Origin of the sequence: Sporolactobacillus shoreae (genome assembly GCF_004684935.1) — a bacterium.
In the GTDB taxonomy this organism is placed as follows: Bacteria; Bacillota; Bacilli; order Bacillales; family Sporolactobacillaceae; genus Sporolactobacillus; species Sporolactobacillus shoreae.
Genome location: NZ_SRJD01000002.1, coordinates 171,017 through 192,808, shown reverse-complemented (window position 1 = coordinate 192,808; position 21,792 = coordinate 171,017). Strand labels below are relative to the sequence as shown.

17 protein-coding genes are annotated in these 21,792 nt (G+C 43.0%); 2 read left to right on the top strand and 15 right to left on the bottom strand.

Going from position 1 to position 21,792, the window contains the following annotated elements; genetic code table 11:
* Nucleotides 1-3: 3 nt before the first annotated feature.
* The 6 genes from E4665_RS02810 to E4665_RS02785 all read right to left on the bottom strand — a co-directional run bounded on the left by E4665_RS02810 (nt 4) and on the right by E4665_RS02785 (nt 8,190).
* Nucleotides 4-777, bottom strand: coding sequence for a LamB/YcsF family protein (locus E4665_RS02810; RefSeq protein ID WP_135347292.1), 774 nt, complete (start codon nt 775-777; stop codon nt 4-6).
* Nucleotides 778-809: 32 nt separating this feature from the next.
* Complete coding sequence (locus E4665_RS02805; RefSeq protein ID WP_135347291.1) at nt 810-1,685, bottom strand: FAD binding domain-containing protein; 876 nt, start codon at nt 1,683-1,685, stop codon at nt 810-812.
* A 65-nt stretch (nt 1,686-1,750) separates the two neighbouring features.
* Nucleotides 1,751-2,215: an SRPBCC family protein gene (locus tag E4665_RS02800; protein WP_167815087.1), complete on the bottom strand. Its 465-nt coding sequence runs from the start codon at nt 2,213-2,215 to the stop codon at nt 1,751-1,753.
* Nucleotides 2,216-2,488: 273 nt separating this feature from the next.
* The gene (locus tag E4665_RS02795) at nt 2,489-5,269 is read right to left on the bottom strand and encodes a molybdopterin-dependent oxidoreductase (protein ID WP_135347289.1); all 2,781 of its coding nucleotides are present in this window, start codon (nt 5,267-5,269) and stop codon (nt 2,489-2,491) included.
* 52 nt (nt 5,270-5,321) lie between these two features.
* Nucleotides 5,322-7,271, bottom strand: coding sequence for an AAA family ATPase (locus tag E4665_RS02790; RefSeq protein ID WP_135347288.1), 1,950 nt, complete (start codon nt 7,269-7,271; stop codon nt 5,322-5,324).
* A gap of 280 nt (nt 7,272-7,551) precedes the next feature.
* Nucleotides 7,552-8,190, bottom strand: coding sequence for a GntR family transcriptional regulator (locus tag E4665_RS02785; RefSeq protein ID WP_135347287.1), 639 nt, complete (start codon nt 8,188-8,190; stop codon nt 7,552-7,554).
* Nucleotides 8,191-8,551: 361 nt separating this feature from the next.
* Here E4665_RS02785 and E4665_RS18435 point away from each other — a divergent pair, with 361 nt between their 5' ends.
* The gene (locus E4665_RS18435; RefSeq protein WP_241654634.1) at nt 8,552-8,767 is read left to right on the top strand and encodes a hypothetical protein; all 216 of its coding nucleotides are present in this window, start codon (nt 8,552-8,554) and stop codon (nt 8,765-8,767) included.
* Nucleotides 8,768-9,205: 438 nt separating this feature from the next.
* On the opposite strand, the gene E4665_RS02775 is transcribed toward E4665_RS18435, so the two are convergent.
* The 4 genes from E4665_RS02775 to garR all read right to left on the bottom strand — a co-directional run bounded on the left by E4665_RS02775 (nt 9,206) and on the right by garR (nt 13,873).
* Nucleotides 9,206-10,525, bottom strand: a complete 1,320-nt coding sequence (locus E4665_RS02775) for a gluconate:H+ symporter (protein ID WP_135347286.1) — start codon at nt 10,523-10,525, stop codon at nt 9,206-9,208.
* 70 nt (nt 10,526-10,595) lie between these two features.
* Nucleotides 10,596-11,441, bottom strand: a complete 846-nt coding sequence (locus E4665_RS02770; protein WP_135347285.1) for a class II fructose-bisphosphate aldolase — start codon at nt 11,439-11,441, stop codon at nt 10,596-10,598.
* Between the two features lie 53 nt (nt 11,442-11,494).
* The gene (locus E4665_RS02765) at nt 11,495-12,949 is read right to left on the bottom strand and encodes a four-carbon acid sugar kinase family protein (RefSeq protein ID WP_135347284.1); all 1,455 of its coding nucleotides are present in this window, start codon (nt 12,947-12,949) and stop codon (nt 11,495-11,497) included.
* Between the two features lie 3 nt (nt 12,950-12,952).
* The gene (gene garR / locus E4665_RS02760) at nt 12,953-13,873 is read right to left on the bottom strand and encodes a 2-hydroxy-3-oxopropionate reductase (RefSeq protein WP_135347283.1); all 921 of its coding nucleotides are present in this window, start codon (nt 13,871-13,873) and stop codon (nt 12,953-12,955) included.
* A gap of 266 nt (nt 13,874-14,139) precedes the next feature.
* Between garR and E4665_RS02755 the strand changes: the two genes are divergently transcribed.
* Nucleotides 14,140-14,760 carry a GntR family transcriptional regulator gene (locus tag E4665_RS02755; protein ID WP_135347282.1) on the top strand — a complete coding sequence of 207 codons (621 nt, stop codon included), beginning with the start codon at nt 14,140-14,142 and terminating at the stop codon, nt 14,758-14,760.
* 110 nt (nt 14,761-14,870) lie between these two features.
* On the opposite strand, the gene E4665_RS02750 is transcribed toward E4665_RS02755, so the two are convergent.
* Genes E4665_RS02750 through E4665_RS02730 form a run of 5 tightly spaced genes read right to left on the bottom strand, consistent with a single transcriptional unit; the run spans nt 14,871 to nt 21,304 of the window.
* Nucleotides 14,871-17,504, bottom strand: a complete 2,634-nt coding sequence (locus E4665_RS02750; RefSeq protein WP_135347281.1) for a glycoside hydrolase family 38 N-terminal domain-containing protein — start codon at nt 17,502-17,504, stop codon at nt 14,871-14,873.
* Nucleotides 17,504-18,568, bottom strand: coding sequence for a PTS fructose transporter subunit IIC (locus E4665_RS02745; RefSeq protein WP_135347280.1), 1,065 nt, complete (start codon nt 18,566-18,568; stop codon nt 17,504-17,506). The genes E4665_RS02750 and E4665_RS02745 overlap by 1 nt, the downstream gene beginning before the upstream one ends.
* Before the next feature lie 20 nt (nt 18,569-18,588).
* Complete coding sequence (locus E4665_RS02740) at nt 18,589-18,909, bottom strand: PTS fructose transporter subunit IIB (RefSeq protein WP_135347279.1); 321 nt, start codon at nt 18,907-18,909, stop codon at nt 18,589-18,591.
* Between the two features lie 11 nt (nt 18,910-18,920).
* Entirely contained in the window at nt 18,921-19,370 is a 450-nt protein-coding gene (locus E4665_RS02735; RefSeq protein WP_135347278.1) for a PTS sugar transporter subunit IIA, read from the bottom strand.
* Nucleotides 19,358-21,304 carry a BglG family transcription antiterminator gene (locus E4665_RS02730; protein WP_167815086.1) on the bottom strand — a complete coding sequence of 649 codons (1,947 nt, stop codon included), beginning with the start codon at nt 21,302-21,304 and terminating at the stop codon, nt 19,358-19,360. The genes E4665_RS02735 and E4665_RS02730 overlap by 13 nt, the downstream gene beginning before the upstream one ends.
* Between the last annotated feature and the right edge of the window lie 488 nt (nt 21,305-21,792).

Here is a 21,792-nt window from a genome sequence, read left to right as displayed (position 1 = left end):
GAATTATTGTCTTACAAGGTTATGCGGAGCTTTTAGCTCAATCCCTGTATTAGTCAGCGTTTCGTTAATCGTTCTGACTATTTGAGCTGAGTTGGGTGTATCCGAATGAACACAGATCGTCTGGGCATGAATCGGTACTTTGACACCGCCAAGTCCGGTAACCGAGCCACTCCTGACTACTTCCAGAACACGCCCGGCGATGTCTTCTGGACTTCCGATCTCATCCCGTGTCCATCCGAACATTTTGACACCTTTTTCTGTGTAGGGACGGTCGGCAAAATACTCTGGGACTACACTCAAACCGATATCCTCCGCTACTTTTTCAGTTACTGAACCGGCGATCGTATAGATTGGAAGCGAAGAATCAAAATCATAAATAGCCTGGCAAAGCGCCTTGGATAAGTCTTCATGATCCAGAACCATCATATATATGGCGCCATGCGGTTTGACATGGGACAAATTCAGCCCAGCATGTTTCATAAAACCAGACAGCGCCCCGATCTGATAGAGCACATAATCATATAAATCCTGCGGAGCGACTTCGATATAACGGCGGCCAAAGCCCAGTATATCTGGCAATCCGGGATGGGCACCAATACCCAAGCCTTTTTTCTTCGCAAGTTCTACCGTTTTTCTCATGACTCCCGGATCTCCTCCATGAAAGCCGCAAGCAAGATTAATTGACGTTATATAAGGTAAAATCTGTTCGTCTTCACCATACCGATACAGACCATAGCTTTCACCCATATCTGAGTTGAAATCAATTGAAGCAACCAAATGAACACCCTCTTCTTGATTTAATGCCTGATTTAATATGCTTTCTCTGCAACCGCAGCATCAATTGCCTGTTTCAAAGCCCGTCTTACAAGAACCTTAACCATCTTTATACGATACTCTGCAGATGCTTCGGCATCGTCGAGCGGTTCACAGGCATCAGCCGATTGTTCACCTGCTGCTGCGAGCAGATTTTCGTCCCAAACATTCCCATTCAGAAGTTTTTCGGCTTCTTTGGCTCGTATAGTGGTCAACGATGCCCCATTTATCCCAATTCTCGCATCCTGAATCAATGTACGAGACTTATCCATAGTGACACGTACACCGATGCCTACAATTGCCAGATCCCCATTGTCACGAATGGTATGCTTGATATAAGCTGTACCGCAATTCTCCGGCTGAACAGGGACAATGATATGGGTCAGAATTTCACCCGGATTTAAGTCTGTTGTCAAATAATCAACAAAGAAATCTTCAACCGGGATTGCCCTTGTCCCTTCAGGCCCGGTGATTTTCACTGTTGCGTTTGATGCAATTAATGCAGCAGGCGGATCTGCCCCCGGTTCCCCATGAGAGAGGTTGCCCCCCCAGGTTCCCATATTTCTGATCTGGGTCGAGGCAACTTTTCCAGCCGTTTCAGCCAGCAGCGGAGCGTGCTCCAGAATCAGAGGATGGTGCATTATTTCTGTATGTGTCACCATAGCACCGATACTCAGCGATCCATCTTCATCTATTTCTACCTCTTTCAATTCCGGGATGCCCGACAGGGAGACAAGGGCGTCAGGTTCAAACATCCCCTGCTTCATGAATGCAAGCAGGGATTGCCCGCCGGCGATCAGCTTCGCTCCTTCACCGAATTCAGTTAATGCGTCAATCGCTTCTTTGATACTAGAAGGTCTTACGTATTCCATCTCAGATCCTCCTTCCAGATAGTGTAAGATTTGAAAGGATCATCTGATCCTTTCAACTAATAAATTCAGCCGGCCTGCTCATTTCTCTTATCCATATAGTCTTTTAGATTCTTAGCAAAATCGCGCAGTGTACTCTTCACCTTGGGACGAATCAATCCAAAACCAAGCTGTGCTACTTTTCCGTGCATATTTACATTCGCTTCAATCATAAAATCAGATCCTTCTTCTTCTTCTTTTACAGATAGAATTTCTTCCATTTTCACACGGGATCCGATATGCGCGTCAGTAGCTTCTGCCTGTAGCTTAAGGGTATAATTTGACTCATCTACCGATAATACAGTTATCTTACCGTTGAAGTTGACATGCAGCGGACCCACTTTCATCTGAATGGTGCCGACATAGACGTTATCCCCTTCAGGAGTAAATTCCTGAACACCGGGTATACATTTCGCAAGAACCGGAATATCGACAACGACATCCCATAGTTTTTCAGGTTGGATATCCAGAAAAACTTTTTCATTGATCTTCATCAAGCTCACTCTCCTCATCATTTAAGTTCATTGAAGAAAACACTTTAATCTTTAGGCTTTGTTAAACTTGTCTGTTGTTTTTCGCTCCAGATGCTCGCTTTCCGCGGGCGATCCGTGAGCCTCCTCGCTCGTTGCCCTCGCTGTGGGGTCTCACTTGGCTCGCTGATCCCGCAGGAGTCTCGCGCCTTCCGCTCCAATCAACGGAGGGGCAAAAACAACATTAAATTTAAACTGCCAATCTTTAAAAAGTTCAGACGCCTCTCCGAAACCATCTTATGACTCTTGTTTTTCTTTTTCTTTCTTTTCTTTTAGTGCTTCCAAAATCTTTTCCGGGGTTAACGGAAGTGACTGGATACGCACACCAATCGCATCCTCTATCGCATTCGCAATGGCAGGCGCTGTCGGCACCAATCCCATTTCCGCCAGTCCTTTTGATCCATATGTCCCGCGCGGATCATTGGTTTCGACAAAGTAGCTTCGAATGGGCGGCACGGTCATAACAGTAGGAATTTTATAAGTTCCAAATCGAGTGTTAATCGGCTGTCCCTCACGAATCTTTATATCTTCGTAAAGTGAATACCCGATTCCCTGAACGGCGCCCCCCTGAACCTGAGCTTCTGCTCCTGCAGGGTTAATTACATTTCCGCAGTCCGAAGCAGCAACAAAGTCCAGTACCTTAACCTTCCCGGTTTCCGGATCGACTTCTACTGATGCGGCATGAGTCCCGAAGGAATAGGCCATGGCAAAGTCGCCAACGCCTGTCTCCGGATCGGGCAGTGAGCACGGTGCCTCAAAATGAGCACTGGCAATAACATGCTTGCCGCCGTCAAACAACATATCTGCAACCAATTGGGCCAGGCCAACTGCTTTGGACGGGTCGCTCTTACATACAACTTGCTTGTCTTTAAAGATAATGTCTTCACTTTCACAATCCAGTTTGACAGCCGCGACTTCAGCAATTTGCTTCTTCGCCTTTTGGCAGGCCATATATACTGCTTGACCACCCAAAGTTGTACTGCGGCTCCCATGAGTACCCATATCAGGAGGTGTTGAATCAGAATCATTCATCGCCACTTCAACGTCTTCAATACTTACACCGAATTCTTCGGCAGCGATCTGGGATAGTGCGGTATCCACTCCCGATCCCATCTCTATTTGTCCAGATAGGATGCTTACTGATCCATCTTCGTTCACTTTAACGGTTGCACCGGCAAAGTCCGCATTCATGTCGATATACTTGCCACTTGTAAAATGAGTGGCAACCGCAAGACCGACCCCATGATACGGTGCTTCGTTCTTGCGCTTTTCCTCGAATCCGATTGCCTTCGCTGCGGTTTCCATTGCCTGCTCTGCCCCGTTCGTAGTCAGCACCGGACCGGAAATGGCTGTATCACCCGGTTGTGTCAGATTTTTTCTCCTGAAGTCAAGTGGATCCATCCCCAAACGTTTGGCGATCATATCTGCCTGACTTTCAGCAGCGAATGTGAACTGCGGTGAACCAAAACCACGGAAAGCACCGCCGACCGGTGTATTCGTATAAACAATATAACCATCGTAACGATAATTTGGGATTCGATACACGGCACCACCTAGCATCGACTGCGCATTGGCCACGGCCGGTCCGTAGCTTGTGTAAGCTCCATTGTCAACGATTGCCCGGATCTGACGTGCTGTGATTTTTCCATTTTTCGTTACACCGGTTTTCATATAGATGATTTCCTTGTGACGCGTTTTGGACGAAATAAACTCTTCATCACGTGAAAGGGCCATTTTTACAGAACAACCTGTTTTCTTAGAGAGAATCAGCGAGCAAACATGAATCGCGTCAACCTCACTTTTCCCACCGAATCCGCCGCCAATGTATGGCGTATTCACGCGAATCTTGCTTGCCGGTATCTTGAACAGGCTGGATATCCCGGCTCTCATAAAAAATGGCGCCTGATTTGAGTCATATAGTGTGATTCTGTCTGAAGGCCCCCAGTAACCAATGCAAACATGCGGTTCCATGCTGGCATGTGCCTGTTTCGTTGTTTCGAAGCGATCTTCATAAACAAAATCAGCTTTCTCAAAGCCTTTCGCCACATCACCCGCCACAACTCGCCTGTGATCCGCGATGTTCCGCTCGGCCTCCTGAATCTGAGGAGCGCCTTCTTGCATCGCTTTTTCAGCATCCGTCACAAAAGGAAGTTCCTCATATTCGACATCAATCAGACTTAATGCTTTTGTTGCAATCTCCTGAGTCCGCGCCGCAACAGCCGCAACACCGTCTCCGACATACCGAACTTTATCTACAGCCAGACCCGTTTCATCCTTTACAAAGTTGCCGTAATGTCCAACCATGTCTTTCCCAGTGATTACTGCCAGAACGCCGGGGTACTTCTCCGCTTCGCTGGTATCGATGCTCACAATACGTGCATGGGGTACATCACTTCTTAGAATTTCTCCGTAAAGCATGCCAGGTAATACCATATCAATGACATAAGGCGCCTTCCCGGTAACTTTCTCGCGTCCGTCGACTCTTGGCACACTCTTTCCAACCCATTTTTTACCTGAATGGGCAAGACTCAGTTCTTTCGGTTTCTCTTTCTCTTCATTCTCATCTGCGACTGAAGCAATTGCGTCAAGAATTTTAATGTAGCCAGTGCATCGGCAAAGATTACCTTTAATCGCTTCCTTAATCTGATCTTTTGTCGGGTGAGGATTCTCTCTTAAGAGTGCCTTCGCAGACATGATCATGCCCGGCGAGCACATCCCGCACTGAGATGCCCCATGGTCAATAAAAGCTTTCTGGAGCGGGTCCAACTCTGTTCCATGAGACAGCCCTTCAATGGTCTCAATTTCCTTCCCTTCAGCCTCCACTGCCAGTACCAGACATGACTTTGCAGCAACACCATCCAACATCACCGTACAAGCACCGCAATAACCGTCGTTACAGCACTTCTTGGTACCCGTCATTTCAAGATCCAACCGCAGGGCATCCTGTAATGTACGATTAGGTTCCACATATATTGATCTCTCAACACCATTGACCTTTAAATTGACTGTTTGCTTCATTAGTGTCTCATCCTCCCTTATTGCCGGTCGGGCATAGTGTTCTAAATATTGTTCAGACGATTGATTCATTACGGTGACCGATAAGCATATTCAGCACATCGGGAACATCTTCGAATGAGTCCACCGAGAAGAAATGATCGGAGCCTACCCATTTGTATCCCCACCAACCATAAAGATCCAGTTGGCAAATACCCGAATCGGTTTCAACTGGAAAATCGTTACCGATCTTGCTGTTCATGTAACAGATGTATAAATTGGGTATTTTTTGAACTATTTTATTTAAATTACGAAAATTTTTTTCACCTCGGGTCGGCATGCAGTCACTAACCAGGATAACATCTGCAGCATCGCTGTCTTCATCATCGAGCAGCTGCAATGCGAATTGAAGCGCTCCGGACAAATCTGTGCTTCTTCCTTCGGGCAAATGAAAAATGTCCTGAATGACAGAACTCGTATCCCTGCTTTGCACCAAGCTTTTGATTTCACTGATTTCCTGGTCGAACGCATAAACACCATAGCGGCTTAATTCTGTGCTTCCCAATCGGGCCAAAGCTCCTGCCAGTCCCGCCGAAAAGGCTAATTTTTCTCCCACCATTGATCCCGAGTGATCGATGAAAATAACGAAATCCCTTTTTAGTGGCACCCGATAACGTACCTGAATGTTTCCGGGGCTAAAATATCCGGATGTCTCTGAGAATTTACTCAGCGTACGATCAACATCGATATCACCATAAAAAGAAGTGTTCCAAGGTCTTGTTGACAGACGCGCACCCGAACGACTCCTCCTCGCAACATCTCCCGCTCGAAAAGTTCGAGCTGAAACCTCTGCCCACAGTTTCGTATCTTCAAAGGACAACCAAGGTTTCTCTCGATGCTTCGTTAATGGATTAGCCTGATGGGTCACACGTACCTGAAGATCCATAAAAGGAAGTCCGTCAGGTTTGCGGTAAGACTCCCCGCGTATGCCTCCCTCACCTGTCCCTTCCCTGGCTGTTTTCTTCATTGGGGGAGAAGGGCCAGATTGTTCGCGTATCGCTCCACCCTTTCTGGAATCAGCGATATCCGATCCATTTGTCTCAACCAAAGCCCCTCCTGAAGAATCCTTTTCAGCTTCAGCGGATTTTTTCCAATGTTCCAGCAAATTGGTTTTGTTTTCCGGAGTGAACTTTTTCCTCATGATCTCCAGAATTATTTCTTTTCCCGTACGGCCGCTCGACGATTTCACTTTGACTTTTCCGAGGAAAGCAGCAATCCCTGAGGAATACATGATGTCTTCTGAAGGTTCATTCCAACCGCTCAGAAGATTCAGAAAGGCAATAGAACCTCGTATCGACGCCCCTGATCTAAGATCCGGATGCACCCGTGTCGCCCTCGCGATATAAACGGCAAAGCGGATCCAGTCATCACTCCACAACTTATGTTTTCTTCTGACAATTTCCAGTTCTTCCTCTTCTGACTGGTAGGCGAGTTCCACCATAACAAAACGGTCCGCCAGTCCGCGTGACAATCGTTCCGTTCCTACATCATCCGCGGGATTGCTTGATCCAATTAAAGTGAACCCCGATGCAGCCCTCACCTGACCATATCTTGGAATTTCTATGTATCCATCTGAAAGTGCGGTCATCAGGGCATTCAGTGCTCCGCTTGGTGCCCTGTTGAACTCCTCGACATATAAAATGCCTCCCTGGATCATTGCTTTAGTTAATGGACCGGCCGTGAAATATTCAGACTTGTACCCATCTTTTATGACCAATGCGGGATCAAAACTCCCGACCAGTGAGTATGCGCTGAGCTGTTCATCCCCAGTAACTTGTATGACACGCTGGCTGCCGTATATTTCCTCGGATATTGCGTTTAAAATGGTTGTCTTTGATACTCCCGGCAACCCCACCAGCAACACGGGCATTTTCGCATGAATCGCGGACAGAATAATTGCCAGTTCTTTTTCCCGCCCAACAATTCTTCCCGTTAATCGTTTAAAAATAGTGCCCATATCAAACATGTTTATCTTCCTTCCTTTTTCATTGCTATCATGTATAAACGGCTTATGTCCTGTGATCAATGGGTAATTTTCTGCCTTGTGTAAATTTCTGTATTTAATGATTAATCAGTTATTTAATAGTAGAAATATTTACTATTTATTAGCAATATTGCAAATATGTTCTGCAAAATACTCCCAACATGTCGCTTATGAGCAGATGTGAGAGTTAATAAATATGAATTTTGATTAAAATGGCCATTCGAAATGCACAACGATTCCATAGGATTAATGCTTTTGAAACTTAAAAGTTATCCAGAATAACCTTTGCCGTATGGTTGAGATGATTGTTTAATAATTTTTCAAACTCATCAAGATTTTTATGTTTAATTGAATGAAGCATCTCATGATGCTGTTCCTGTGCAAACTCTAATGAAGAAACGGTCGAAGTATAAATCCGCATATATGGCTCAATTGAAACCCACAGATTTTCTATGATTTGTTCCAATTGCTGCGACCCGCAATAAGAATATAGGGTCAGGTGAAACTCCTTGTTTAACAATCTCCAATCATTATCATCATCCGTACGCTGATCCATTGCTTCGAGCATTTCTTCGCTCTTCTTAATATCTTCTTTTTTTAGATTAGGCAGCGCCCACTCCATAGCAAGCAGTTCAAGCCGTTTCCGAATCTCGATAATTTGCTGAATTTCATGCGCGGAGAGTGCCTTAACGGTTACACCCGTCCTTTCATAGTTAACTAGGCCTTCCGTATGCAGCTGTCTTAAAGCTTCACGTACAGGCATGACGCTTACTCCATACATATCAGCAACCTGGCGGATTGTAATTTTTTCGCCAGGAGCAAGTTCGCTGCTTGTAATTTCTTCCCTTAGCCTTTGATAGACCTTTTCATGAATGGATTCCACTTTTATTTGCTTTGTCATCTTTTCCTACTTCCTTTGTGATCACATATCACATATCTGATATTGTTATTCTAGCTTACGTAAAATAAGTTGTCAATAAATATTCAAATAATTTTATAATTACTGATTTCTGAGCTATTGACAATTCATTTTAATTCCTTCCTGTGACGAATTCATCCAGATGATAAACGAGATGGAGTAAAGATATTTTAAAACGGATAAAGTTGTGATTTTAAATCAAAGGGGAAGTTTCCGGGAGCATTTCAAACAAATGGTGGTCATTGGAAAGTTTCTGAAAATCTTTTCATAACCACACGGGATCAGGACAAAAAAGCTGAGATAGTTTTTGAACGTATCGACACAAAAAATGGTGGATATGGAAATGCTGATGAATTTAATCTCTGACGCTCCTTATCCTCCTGCTGTTTTTATCGATCCAACCGTTCTTTGTGGCGCATTACGTGTAGATGGTGTCAATCGAAAAATCCTCAAAGCGGCCCGCTTTCCTAACCTTTTTCACCCCGTCCTTTCAAAAGTTTGTATTTGGGAATTTATATGTCATACGTCTAAAGGACTGGCAGGAATCCAATATAAGTGAATCCGAGATTAGCGACTTCTATCAAAATTCTTACATCCAATCTTCTCGTATTACAATACTTTACCTGTTAATAGTCTCATTGGCAGATACAGTATAAAAACTGTAATAAGAGAGCACCGACCGATTGGCGAAGTATTAGCTGAACTCAGCGAATCTTCGTGCGAAATGGCCAAAGAGATTATTCTGATCAGGAAATGTCACAGCCACTGGAGGACTTTGATCAGAATGATTTTCATATCTGGATTACAGCAATCGGAGAGGAGTGCCAATATATCCTCACCAGTAATGAAAAACATTTTCCATCACGCATTGGGACAATTATAAGAATCCACCCAGAGATTTTTATAATGCATTAGCAGAACCGTAAAAACTAGGCTGTTCCATTGTCCAACATCGAACAATTGGAACAGCCTCTTTAATTTAAGCCCTATGAAACCATTAAATAAATAAGTTGAGGATCAGGACACCGGCCAAACCGACAAGTGAGAGAATAGTTACCATGATGGACCACGTTTTAATTGTTTTCCCAATAGACAAATTAAAATATTCCTTATAGATCCAGAATCCCGCATCATTAACATGAGAGAATGTGATGCTCCCGGCACCGGTTGCAAGCACCATTAATTCAGGGCTCACATGGGTTAACCCGATCAGAGGAGCGGAAATTCCTGCCGCCGTTAGCCCTGCTACTGTTGCTGAACCCAGGGAAACGCGCAAAATCGCTGCAATCAGCCAAGTCAGCAAGAGTGGCGAAAGTGTACTCCCCTGCATGATATGGGCAATGTATTTATCCACACCACTGTCAATAATAACCTGTTTTAAAGCGCCCCCGCCACCAATAATCAGAATGATCATGCTAATCGAGGAAATGGCTGACGGGACAGACCTCATCACTTCCTGCAATTTCTTTCCCCTGAATATACCCAGTGTGAAAAACGCGATGATCACGGAAAGCAGCAAGGCAATGGAGGGCTCACCAAAAAAGGTAACCGTGCTTAATATTGATGATTTTGGAAAAAATATTTCAACCAATGCCTGAATAGACATTAAGATAACCGGAATGATCGCAGTAATTAAGCTTGTGGAGAAACTTGGCATTTCCTCTTCTGTGAATTTTTTTGGATTGAAGAGTGCTTTAGGAATTTCAGCTTGCAGATCTTTTTCCTTGAAAAATTTTGTAAACAACGGCCCACCCGCAATGACTGCCGGTATGGCCAGAATGATCCCATATAAAAGTGTTTTACCCAGATTCGCATGGAATACTGTCGCAATGGCGGTTGGGCCCGGATGAGGCGGCAAAAATCCGTGAACCGTGATCAGGGCCGCGACGACAGGCATTCCTATATAGAGAATCGGCAATCCTGCTTCAATGGCAATGGTAAAAGCCAGAGGAATTAAGATAACAAAACCGACTTCATAGAACAGGGCGATACCGACAATAAAACCAGTTAAAACGGCTGCCCATTGAACACGTTTTTTCCCAAACTTATTAATAAGTGTTAAGGCAATTCGGTGTGCACCACCGGAATCAGCCATTAATTTTCCCAGAATCGCGCCAAACCCCAGAACCATCGCCAGGCTTCCCAAGGTTCCCCCAAGTCCGGTTTTGACAGAGGTTATTGCGGCAATGGGGGACATACCTTCCATAATGCCTACCGCTATCGAAACTAGAATCAAGGATATGAAAGCGTTTACTTTTAAGACAATCATTAATAATAACAGTAAGGCAACTCCCACGCAGATAATGATAATCGGCATATTGATCCTCCTTGTTTTTCACTTTATTCATTTTGGCTAGGGTCGCTCAGCTCTTACATGTAAATAAAAGTTAGTCCTCTGAAGCACTTGAGAACAGACGGATGCATTTTTTCATAACCGATTCCATTGATTTCTGTGCTTCAGATGTGATGACGGACAAATGAGGCCATTGATGACTATCCAACGTTTTCTGCATACCTTGGACTGCTGCGATTGAAACTTCCGTGTTGACATTGATTTTGGTAATGCCCAACCGGATCGCTTTTCTGATCACATCATCCGGTGTACCTGATCCGCCATGAAGGACTAAGGGTATCGGGACGCATTGATGAATCGCGTGCAAGAGCGATAGATCAATGTGCGGTTCCCCTTTATAGAGACCGTGCACCGTGCCGATTGCAGCAGCTAAGAAATCAATTCCTGTCTCACGGGCGAAGAGCCCGGCGGATTGCGGATCTGTCAGTGATCCATCACCTTCTGCTTCATCAGAAAAATCCCCTGTCTTCATGGATCCTACCTCACCCTCAACAGAGACACCTGTCAGATGGGCAATAGCTGCAATTTCCTTCGTTTGAGCTATATTTTCTTTCAGATCAAACCTGGAACCATCAAACATAACAGAAGTAAACCCACATCGGATAGCCTGAACAATCGATTCCTTCTGTTCTGCATGATCGAGATGCAGGGCAACAGGCAGCTTCGTTTTCTCTGCCAGAGCTTTAACCATGGCGGAGAACCCATCCAGTTCAACCATTGGAAAATACCGTTCACCCAAGGCAAGAATGACAGGTCGTCCTTCTGATTCAGCGGCATGGAATGCAGCTTGTATGGTTTCCATATTGTAAACATTAAAGGCGGCTACCGCGTATTTTTTCTCTTGCGCCTTGCGTAGCAGTTCCAAAGTATTTACAAGCATTTGAATTCGTCCTCCATTTCAATACGAATGAGATCCAGAACAGTAACAATCTTTTATTTTATGACTTCCGTTTTTTGTTCCTCTAAAATTTCCACGGCTTCCCGCAGTGTCGACTTTTTTCCTACATTCCCTGGGAAAATGATGTACGAGATCCCCGGATATTTGCTCTCGTTTCCGGTCTGCCAGACAGGTATTCCGGGCAAAATCTGACCCAGAACCTTAGCCTTTTTAACGCTTAGCCCCTTTGTTCCAATGTCACTTGATGTAATACCACCTTTGGCAATGATATACGATGGTCGGACATTTAATTGCCGGACAATTTGCGTTACGGCATCAGAGATTTTTACAGAAAGTTGAAGTTCCTCTTCACTTTTTCCTGGCCCAAGGTCGATTCGTTTTCTACTTGTATAGACGGTGACTGTCTTGCCTGCCTGGAGCAACGAATCACATTGACTCGTCACCCGGTTTATCTCCTGTTGCTCTTTTTCATCATCAATGAGCAGCGGGCAGTTCAATTCAATGAATTCAATTTGTGGCTTTCTTTTGAGTTCCTGAAGTTGATCAGTCGTTTTCTGAACATGTGAACCAACAACAATCAGCCCTCCCGTTGAGGCATCTTCTTTTCTAAGTTCCGGTCCAGTCAGCAGAGCTCTGTCACTGACTTCGCCAATCGCTTTAGGAAGAGCTGCGGCTGTCCGGAACAGGAAGTTCTTCCCCGATTTAATGGCCCGAACTACCGCAGCTGCAACAATCTGTACATCTGCCTGATCAACGGCGTTCACAACGATTTTATTAAAGTCTCTGACAGCCATTAATTGCTCTGTAATTGAGTCGATAGCAAGAGCCCGGATACTTTCCAAGGAGATATAGGTGGTGTCCTCCGCCGTAAACTCACCATCCGTCTTCTCTTCGATCCATTTTCCCAAATGAGAATTCTTGTAACCGAAAGTCCGGTCCCCGGCGAATTCCGTTTCGCCCGCGGGGACAAAGGTGTCATTATATCGGACGTAATGGATATTATTGTAAGTTAACCGACCGCCCTCTTTAAAAAAGGGCATCAATAATTCACCATCATACTTAATTGTCGTCAGTGACTCGACGGTTTCTTTCAATACTTCCGTTTCCGTAGGATAATGTCCTCGAAGTGTTGAATCGCTGCGACTGATAATTATAAACGGCCGCTGATATTTTTCTGACGCCCGGACAATGTTCCTCGCGATTTCTTCATGGGCTTTAACGGTTTCACTCCGGGTAAATCCTCTGGAATTCGTCAGAATAAAAAACATGGGATTTTCTTCTCGGAATCCATTTTCTATGCTCGCTGGTGACCAGTCGGTATAGACTGAGACATCATGCACGGTTTGGACACCTGTCGGATCATCATCCAGAACAATGATTTTGCGATCAAAGCCTGTCAGTGCATTTTTCAGCAATTGATCAGTCGACGTTTTATCAATTCTCGGCAATTGCTGAAGAACTTCTGTGGTTAGTCTCTGGGAATCTGCCATCGCTCAGCCCTTCTTTACTTCGATTTTCTCATTGGACCGGTTCACCGTGACATTCGCCATTTTTTCATAGAACTGGACAATGCTGCTGTGATCCAGATTGATCTTTCCATCGGCTTTCAGCGCATGGAAAATTTCCAACAGCTGGCTCGTTAACGGAAGCGGCACGTCCAAATCATGCGAGGTAGCGATTACATTTGTGATGTCTTTAAGATTGATTGCGATTTTGCCCCCAGGTTCAAAGTTACGATCCAGAATCATTGGAACCTTGGCATCCATAACCGTGCTTCCCGCGAGACCGCCACGGATGGCCTGATACATTTTCTCGATATCAATGCCTGCCTTCGCAGCCAGGACAAGTGCTTCAGACACAGCAGCAATATTCAGATTGACAATAATCTGATTTGCCAGCTTCGCGGTTGATCCACAGCCATGATCGCCCACAAGCGTGACACTTGTTCCCATAGCATGAAGAACATTGTTAACGCTTTCAAAAACGACCTGTTTTCCTCCTACCATAATGGCCAGCGTCCCATCAATGGCCTTAGGCTCACCGCCGCTCACCGGTGCATCCAGCATCTCAATTTTATGTTCCGCCAATCCTTTCGCGATTTCTCTGGAATCAGCAGGTGTCACCGAACTCATGTCAATAACGACAGTCCCCTTATGCGCACCTGAGACAATGCCTTCAGATCCGAATGTGACTTGCTTGACATGCTGACCCTTGGGCAACATCGTAATAATTACTTCGCAACTCTCAGCCACTTCCTTTGCTGTGCCCGCTGAAGTAGCTCCCGCCTGAACGAGCTCATCCACAGCTGATTGATTGATATCAAAGACAACCAGTGAATAATTCGCCCGAATTAGATTAAGTGCCATAGGTTTGCCCATAATGCCCAATCCGATAAAACCAATGTTTGATTCCATTCTTAATGCCTCCGTCGTATTAATTTTTCTTTAAAGCACGCGTTTGGATAAGCGCTTACATATTAGCTTAATCAAATGCTTTTGTATACAATATAATAAATTTGTATACAATATGAATTGTTTTGCATATTTCATTATATTCCTGTCAATCTGTGATATCAATCATTTACTATTTTCTTTGAGTTGATCTATTCCTCTATTTTGGAACGTGATTCGTATTTTGCTATAATGATAGATAAATCAGGAACGGATAAAAGGTGAATGGGATGGAGCGGAATAATGATAAACCTCAAAATGCATCGTTGAAAGCCTATGAATCCATCCGTGACATGATCTTAAACGGAGAAATTCCTACCGGGGCAAGAATTGTAGAAGATAAACTCGCCTCAATCGTTGGTGTGAGCAGAACGCCAATCAGAGAAGCGATACAGCGTCTGGAGCAAGAGCACCTGATCGTTAACAAACTGGTGGTCAAACCGGAAGAAAAAGAACTGCGCAACTCCTTTCAGGTGCGTATTTTACTTGAAGGATACTCCGCCCACTGTGCAGCAATGTATTTTACAGAACATGACCTTGAATCCCTGAGTGAATGTGTCCGAATCGGAAGAACGGGATCCATCGATGAAATCATGAAAGCCAATGAACGGTTTCACGATGTTATCGTCCAGGCAAGTAATAATCCGATCATGATTGATATGATCGATCATATGAAATCGATTATTTATCTCTTTCGGCGAACCGTTATTTCTCATAACCGTCCGTTTCTCATTGATGAACATGAGAAAATTTATCAAACCATTCGAGCCCGTGACGCGGAAAATGCGGAACGAATGATGAAAGAGCATTTACAGGCAGATCTCGATTTTTCGTTGCACTTTATAAAGTAAAAAAGCTCAGCCATTCATCTTCAAATGGCTGAGCTTTTTCGATTTTTTAACTGTAATTGTTCTCATTGTCGTTAGTACCATCCAAAAGCCATGATCAATTGAAAATAAAACTAATTTTCAACCTGAAACTTACGCTTTAAGCTTACCATGCTATAAGCCGGTACGCTCTGCTGAACAGGTACACCTTCCTCAAGTGCATTAACCCGAATGCTGTCTTTCAGTAAATCATACGGGATCGGTACGGGGATTGCTGTTGGATTGGATAATCTGACAATGTAAGCATCGGCATCGAGATAAGACGGATAAATAGATGAAACAATTAAATCGTGATCCGCTTTGATCAGCGAGTATCCATTGCTTGGTATGACGTCGGTCTCTGTTTTCCATATCTTATTGTCCAGCCTGTTGATAAAGAAATTTAGGCTTTGCAATTGATAGCTGACAGACGGTGAAAGCCAGTCTCTGACACAAAGAGCTACTTTTTGTTCATCAAATACACTAGGTTCCATATTCAATGCAAATTCGAACTTACTTTCTCCAATTTCCTGTGCCAGAGGGGTCGGCATCATAACATGTCCCTGATTCGTGGTATCGCCTGAAGCCCTCCCAGGACGCCAGACAAGATCGGGTTTGCCTAATTGTCCGGTGGTAGACATAAGTGTGATAAACAGGAAACTGTTCAAATACTCGTATTCTTTCAGCCCTTTTGCAAATACCGAAAAATGACTCTTGCTATCTTCAACTGTGACACTCTTGTCAAATGCAGCAATATTGACCGGTTTCTCAACATATTTCTTCTCCCAGTCTTCGGGAATGGGTTCATTTTCCCGAACAATAAACCCATTCTGAATCTGCGCAACAACATGATCACTTTCAATTGATGTATTTATCTTTAATCTTAACCGGTGAGAGTACACTTGATTATTAACAATCAGTTTCCCATCAATCAAATGTGATTCCGGCGTCACTGTCATAATGATTTTTAGGGAAACACGGCCATAAGCCGGGCTTAATACTTTACGATCTTCTAGATCTAGTGGTAAAGCAGTTGCCCCTATTACCACAAGCGATTGTTTTTCAGCATCTTTTATTGTGTATGCTTTTTCAAGTGTTAGCGCTCGTTCGCTATCTCGTCGCAGCGGTGAATAGTCATACGTATCGCCATCATTTGCAGAGTCGACAATTTCAATAATGTGATCATACACTTTATCCCCGGATTTTAAACTAATTTCTCCGTCATTAAATGATAGGCTGAAATAGTCATTTTGGACACTTACATTTTGTCCCAATGCCTCTTTGCTGGATACACGGGATGGGAGCTGTTCTACTGAGTTTTCAAAGTGAATGATCTTGAAACCCATAGGTGGCAGAGTAACATGAATTCGAACGTCCAATTCATAATAAGCCGGTTCATCAAAGTATTCAGTTCCTTTTGGAACAAGTTTCAAAATGTTACTGCGGCTGGGATAGTATTTCTCAGAAAGAATCACCGGATGATCCGCATTAATAAAATGGATGCTTTTTGTTGCCGTCAGAATTTTAACTGTTTTGTTGCCTTCAAATTCAAAGGGGTCGGTATTAAAAACCAGAACATCATGATCTTTCAGTTCCATGGCATCGGCCATTTTTTTGCAGATCATATTTTCAATACCGTCAGCCAGTTCGTCTGCCTCCTTAAACCGATGCATAATATCAATTGCGACGTTATCAGAAACACTGCCGCCTAAGCTATCGTGTGCCTGACATTCCAGTAACTTTTTCCAAAGTTTAGTGAGCAGCCCCGGACCTATTCTGACGCCGTTATTATGCGCAATCACCATCAAAGGTTCAATTCGCCGCAGAATTTTTTGTTCAATCAGGAAATTATTCAATTTAATTTTTGTTCTGACTGACGTTATGGTCCGATGCACACGCGAATATACTGGATCCTTTAATTCGCCCTGATACGTTTCCAAATCTTTCTTGTGCCGGATGATATTCACAAACTCCAGGTAGCTGCTGATCTTGTTCTCATACTTACTCAGGTCATTTATTTTTTTAACGGTTTCACCCAGTTTCTTAACAATATTCATCTGATCAATACCTGATGGAATAAGGACATCTTCCTGATTTCCATACCGGCTCTCAAATTCAATCGCCTTATCAAGCCTGTCATTGACAAAATCCTGTAAATGTTCCTTTGAATCAAGAGTGATCATACCGGTTAAGTAACCGAACGGGAAATTGATCGCATAGACTCTGCTATCGCCCAATCCTTTCCATTTGAAGTAGAGTGACTGTACCTGCTTATCGAGATTGATGCCTCTCCAAAAGAGAAAGTTATCAATTCCTGCTTGATTCAGTAATTCTGGTATTTGAGCGTTGAATCCGAATGTGTCGGGTAAATAACCAATCATCATGGGATTACCATACTTTCTTCTCGTATCATTAATCCCAATAATAAGATTGCGCAATATGGATTCGGCATCGGCATTTATCGCGTCCGTTTGCGTGTACCAGGGACCCAAAAAAAGGCGCCCCTCATTTACTAAATTCCTGATCCTGCTGAGTCCTTCCGGATGAATCTCCACGTACTCATCGACAATTGATGACTGTCCGTCCAGGCAGAAATTGGCGTCCGGGTTTTTCTCAAGTTCATCCAGAACTTCTGTGAACAGTTGATCACTCAAAACCAGGGCATCCATGCTTGTAAAATACCATTCACGATCCCAATGTGTGTGATTCACTATATATGATGTGACCATTATTTTGCCTCACCCTGAGCCACAGTTTTAGATGTTTCCAGTTTTACTAGATTGCGTTTCTTAAGTGATTTCAAAAAGTTAACCATGACCGCCGTGATCGCAACACCAATTAAAATGCTCAGTGTATAAGTGAAAACATTACTTGCGAAAGGAATCGCCATAACGGTTGCAAGCATGGTGCTATGTGTTACACCAAAGGCTGCATTAACGGCACAGGCAGCAGATGTTCCTACAATAATACTGGGAATCACGCGAACCGGATCAGCAACCGCAAATGGAATCGTCCCTTCTGTAATACCGACACACCCCATGATCAATGCGGATCGCCCACTCTCTATTTCCGCATCAGAGTAATATTTTTTGCCGATTATCGTTGCGGCAAACATGCCTAGCGGCGGAATAGCTATAGCCATAAGCATTGCGGTGCTTGGTGCGTATACTCCGGATGAGAAAGAAGCAACACCAAAGGCATAAGCTATTTTATTGATCGGGCCACCCATATCAACTGCCATCATGGCTCCGATAATTGCTGCCAATAGAATGCTATTTGCTCCCTTCATACCTGTGAGCCAAGCCGTTAGCCCCTTTGTTAAGGCCTGTATTGGATCACCAATGACATAGATTAGCAGCAAACCTACTACCAAACTTGCGACAAAAGGAATAATGATCAGTGTCTTAACCACAATGATATTTTGCGGCACAGGCATTTTCTTCAGCCATAGAACTAGATAACCTACTAAAATACCTACTAGCATGCCGCCCAGGAACCCGGTTCCCAGCTGGTTGGCAATCATTCCACAGATAAAAGCGGGTGCTAGTCCGGGTCTGTCCGCAATTGAATAGCTGATATAAGCGGCAATCATTGGAACGATAAATCCTAGTCCAGTCTGTCCTATTAATCTCAAGTTACCCCATAAATCTTTCGTTTCATTCCATACGTTTGGCCCCCCAATGATGACAGCTATAGAGGTTAATAACCCGGCTGCTGTTACAAGTGGAATCATATACGACACACCTGTTTGAAAATGTGCAGCCAAATCTTTACCAAATTTTTTCATACTCATGATTTATTCCCCCTTTGTGATTAATTACCTGAAACTAGCGCAGCTGCTTTTTCAATGGCAGATTTCCCGTCTTTTACAACAGCTGAAGTTCCAAGCTCTAATATTTTCTTTCCATCAAACCGATCTCTACCGGAAACTGTTGTATCGACTGCGAAGATCACAACATCGGCATTGTCAATATCTTCCTGTGATAAGCGATTTTCAATTCCCATTGATCCCTGAGTCTCAACCTTAATCTCATATCCCGATTTCTCAGCATACTTTTTAAGATTTGCCTGGGCCATGTAGGTATGTGCGATTCCCGCAATGCATGCTGTTACTGCAACAATTTTTAGTGACATCATAAATCCCCCTATTTTGATAAAATTTGAATAACTTCTTCAGTTGTGTTCGCTTCCTTGATAGCCCTTACAAAATGATCATCCATTAATCTGGAAGCAATTTTCGCTAAGGCTTGCAAATGTTCTTTCCCTTTATCTCTGGGATTAACAGCCATCAAAAAAATAATTCTGACCTTACTGCCATCTAACGAGTTCCATTCAATCCCTTCGGTTGTTTTCGCAAAAATGACTGTTGATTCATTGACATAGTCACTTTTCCCATGTGGAATCGCGATGCCATTGCCAATTCCCGTTGTTGTGTAACTTTCCCTTTCTAAAACATCATCATAGAATCCACCCGCATTGTTAATGTAATCGTTTTCAAAAAGTTTAATAGACAATTTTTTTATCGCTTCCTGCTCGGTCTTTGCATCGAGATTCATTACAATATTTTTCTGACTGATTAAATCTATGATTTGCATACAGGATCACCACCTTTCAAAACTGCCAGGACTTCTTCCCTGCTGTTAGCGTTCTTTATTTTGTTTAATTTGCTGCTGTCCTCCAGTATTTCATTAAAATATTGATAGATGGACTCAATTTCCTTGTGAACTTTCTTATTCAAGGCGATAAAGAAAACGATATTCACTGTCTCTTCTCCCCAAACAATTCCTTTTTTACTAATCAGTACTACAATCCTTGGATCGAGTACGTAGTCAATTTGCGCATGGGGTATGGAGATGTTATTAAAAGCTGTACTGGAGAGTTTTTCCCGTTCCAAAGCACTTTGAAATATTTCCGGCTTTGCCAGCTTGAATGAAACTAACTTCGCACTGATAAACTGGATGACCTCATCTCTATATTTGAGATCCGGGTTAATGAAAATTAATCTGGGATCCAGTAAGGTGACAAAATGGCTTGAATTTATCATGCTGCCAGTTAATGAGTTCTTTATTCGTCTGATCTGTTCGATATCCTGATTGTTCAAAAACGGACTGACTACAACCACTGGGACACTGACTGCATCAATATTGATCGTGCTGATAATGATATCCTCCGTGATCTCGGTCTCATTTAATTCCTGTAATGAGAGCACTCTTGTGATGTTAATATCATTTTGAAAATACTTATGAATTCGCTGCTCCAAAAGCCTTGAAGTACCGATACCGCTACTGCAGACCACAACAATTTTCAATTCCGGATTCGCCTTGTTTCTTTCCAAATAAGATTCAATATGAAGTGCAATAAATGCTGTCTCATCTTCATTCAAATCCACTCCATATTTCTGAAGAATCCGACACTTCAGGTCCAGGGCGTACTCATAGGCTTCAGGGAAGAATCGTTTTGCCTGCGAAGTATATGGATTAAAGATAGTTAATCCTAGGTGAAGACGTTTCAATGCTGATAGCAAATGCAGTGTTAATCCTTTGATCAGTTCGTCATCATAGGATGTTAAATTCAAATTACTTTTTAAAAATTTGGCAACTGAATTCTTTCTGATTAAATCATCTTCCCAAATTAAATCGTCCTGCTTCATCGCTTTTCGCTGAACGGCAATAATATGAATATTGATATAGTTCTTTTCTTCTTCAGGAATTTTGATTTGGAATTTTTCCTGCAGAATTTCGATTAACATCAGTGTGTTCTGTTCAAGCTCAAACTTTGTATTATTCGTTGCTAAAAACTTGTTCTTCTTGATTCGTTCAACCGCAATAATCAGATGAATGGCTAATGATTGAAATTCATAGTCAGTAAAATCCAATCTGCTGCGATAGAAAAATTCATCAAGCGATGATAGTACTTTATTAAGTGTGTCGCTGTCAAATAAATGTTCGAGATCACTGGGCAGTTTAATATCCCGCGTCAACTTCCCGTTTTCCTTTTTTGCATAGGATCCCCTGCCCCAATACATCCGGATCAGTTTCGAAACCAAATCCCGTCTTAGCCGCTCTGTAGTTTCAATTCGTATTCCTTTCTGTCCGTAGCTTAAGCTAACATGGCTTTTTTCTAGAAATGCCTTAACTTCTTTAAGATCACCTTCAACAGTACTCCGGCTCACGAACATATTCTCCGCCAATTGCTGAATCGTGACAAAATCAAAATTCATAAGGAGCTGGGAAAAGATATAAAGGACTCTTTCATCTTTTGTACCAGGGATCCCGTTACCAGAAGTAACGAGAGGTTGGAACAGCGGCCGCACGTCTCCCTCAAAATAGATCCCATTATTCTGTTTCCTAACTAGTTTCAGATCAAACGGCTTGATGATGTCATCAATAGCATCAAGGTATTTGGCAACCGTTCTTTTCGATAACTTCATATAGTTAGAAATGTCAGCATAACGAGTCTTCTTCTGGGCCAGAATAAATTTAATTATTTGGGCTTCCTTAACACCACATGGATTTGATATCGCTTTCATAAAAATCATCCTTCTGAGCTCACTTATTAGTATAAATTCAATTAACAACCCTGCATATTTTAAAAAATGCACTATTAAAAGTGCAAAATTTAGGTACCTATATTGAATTCAGAACGATAACACAAAATAAGTATGCATAAAAGTAAAGTTATAAAAAGCACAGGAAGAATGATAAAGATTGATTGAACCGAGATCAATTCAAGTACTCATAGGTACTCAAAATTATTGTACCAATACTCGCTGTAAGATTCAGTAGATTTACTGTTGAGTAAGAGATTCCATTCACTCGCCGCTTGATCAACATTATAGTAATGAATAAAAGATTAATATGTTTTTCTACATCATCTGCCCATCTGTCAAGAAGACGAACTAATGAAGAACAATCTTGATGGCACTGGGTAGGAAATTGGCTCTCAATTGCAGCCTACAATCCTGCCCCTGCCATCTTAAAAAAATGCTGCGGCAGCGAATAAGCCATCGCGTGTTCT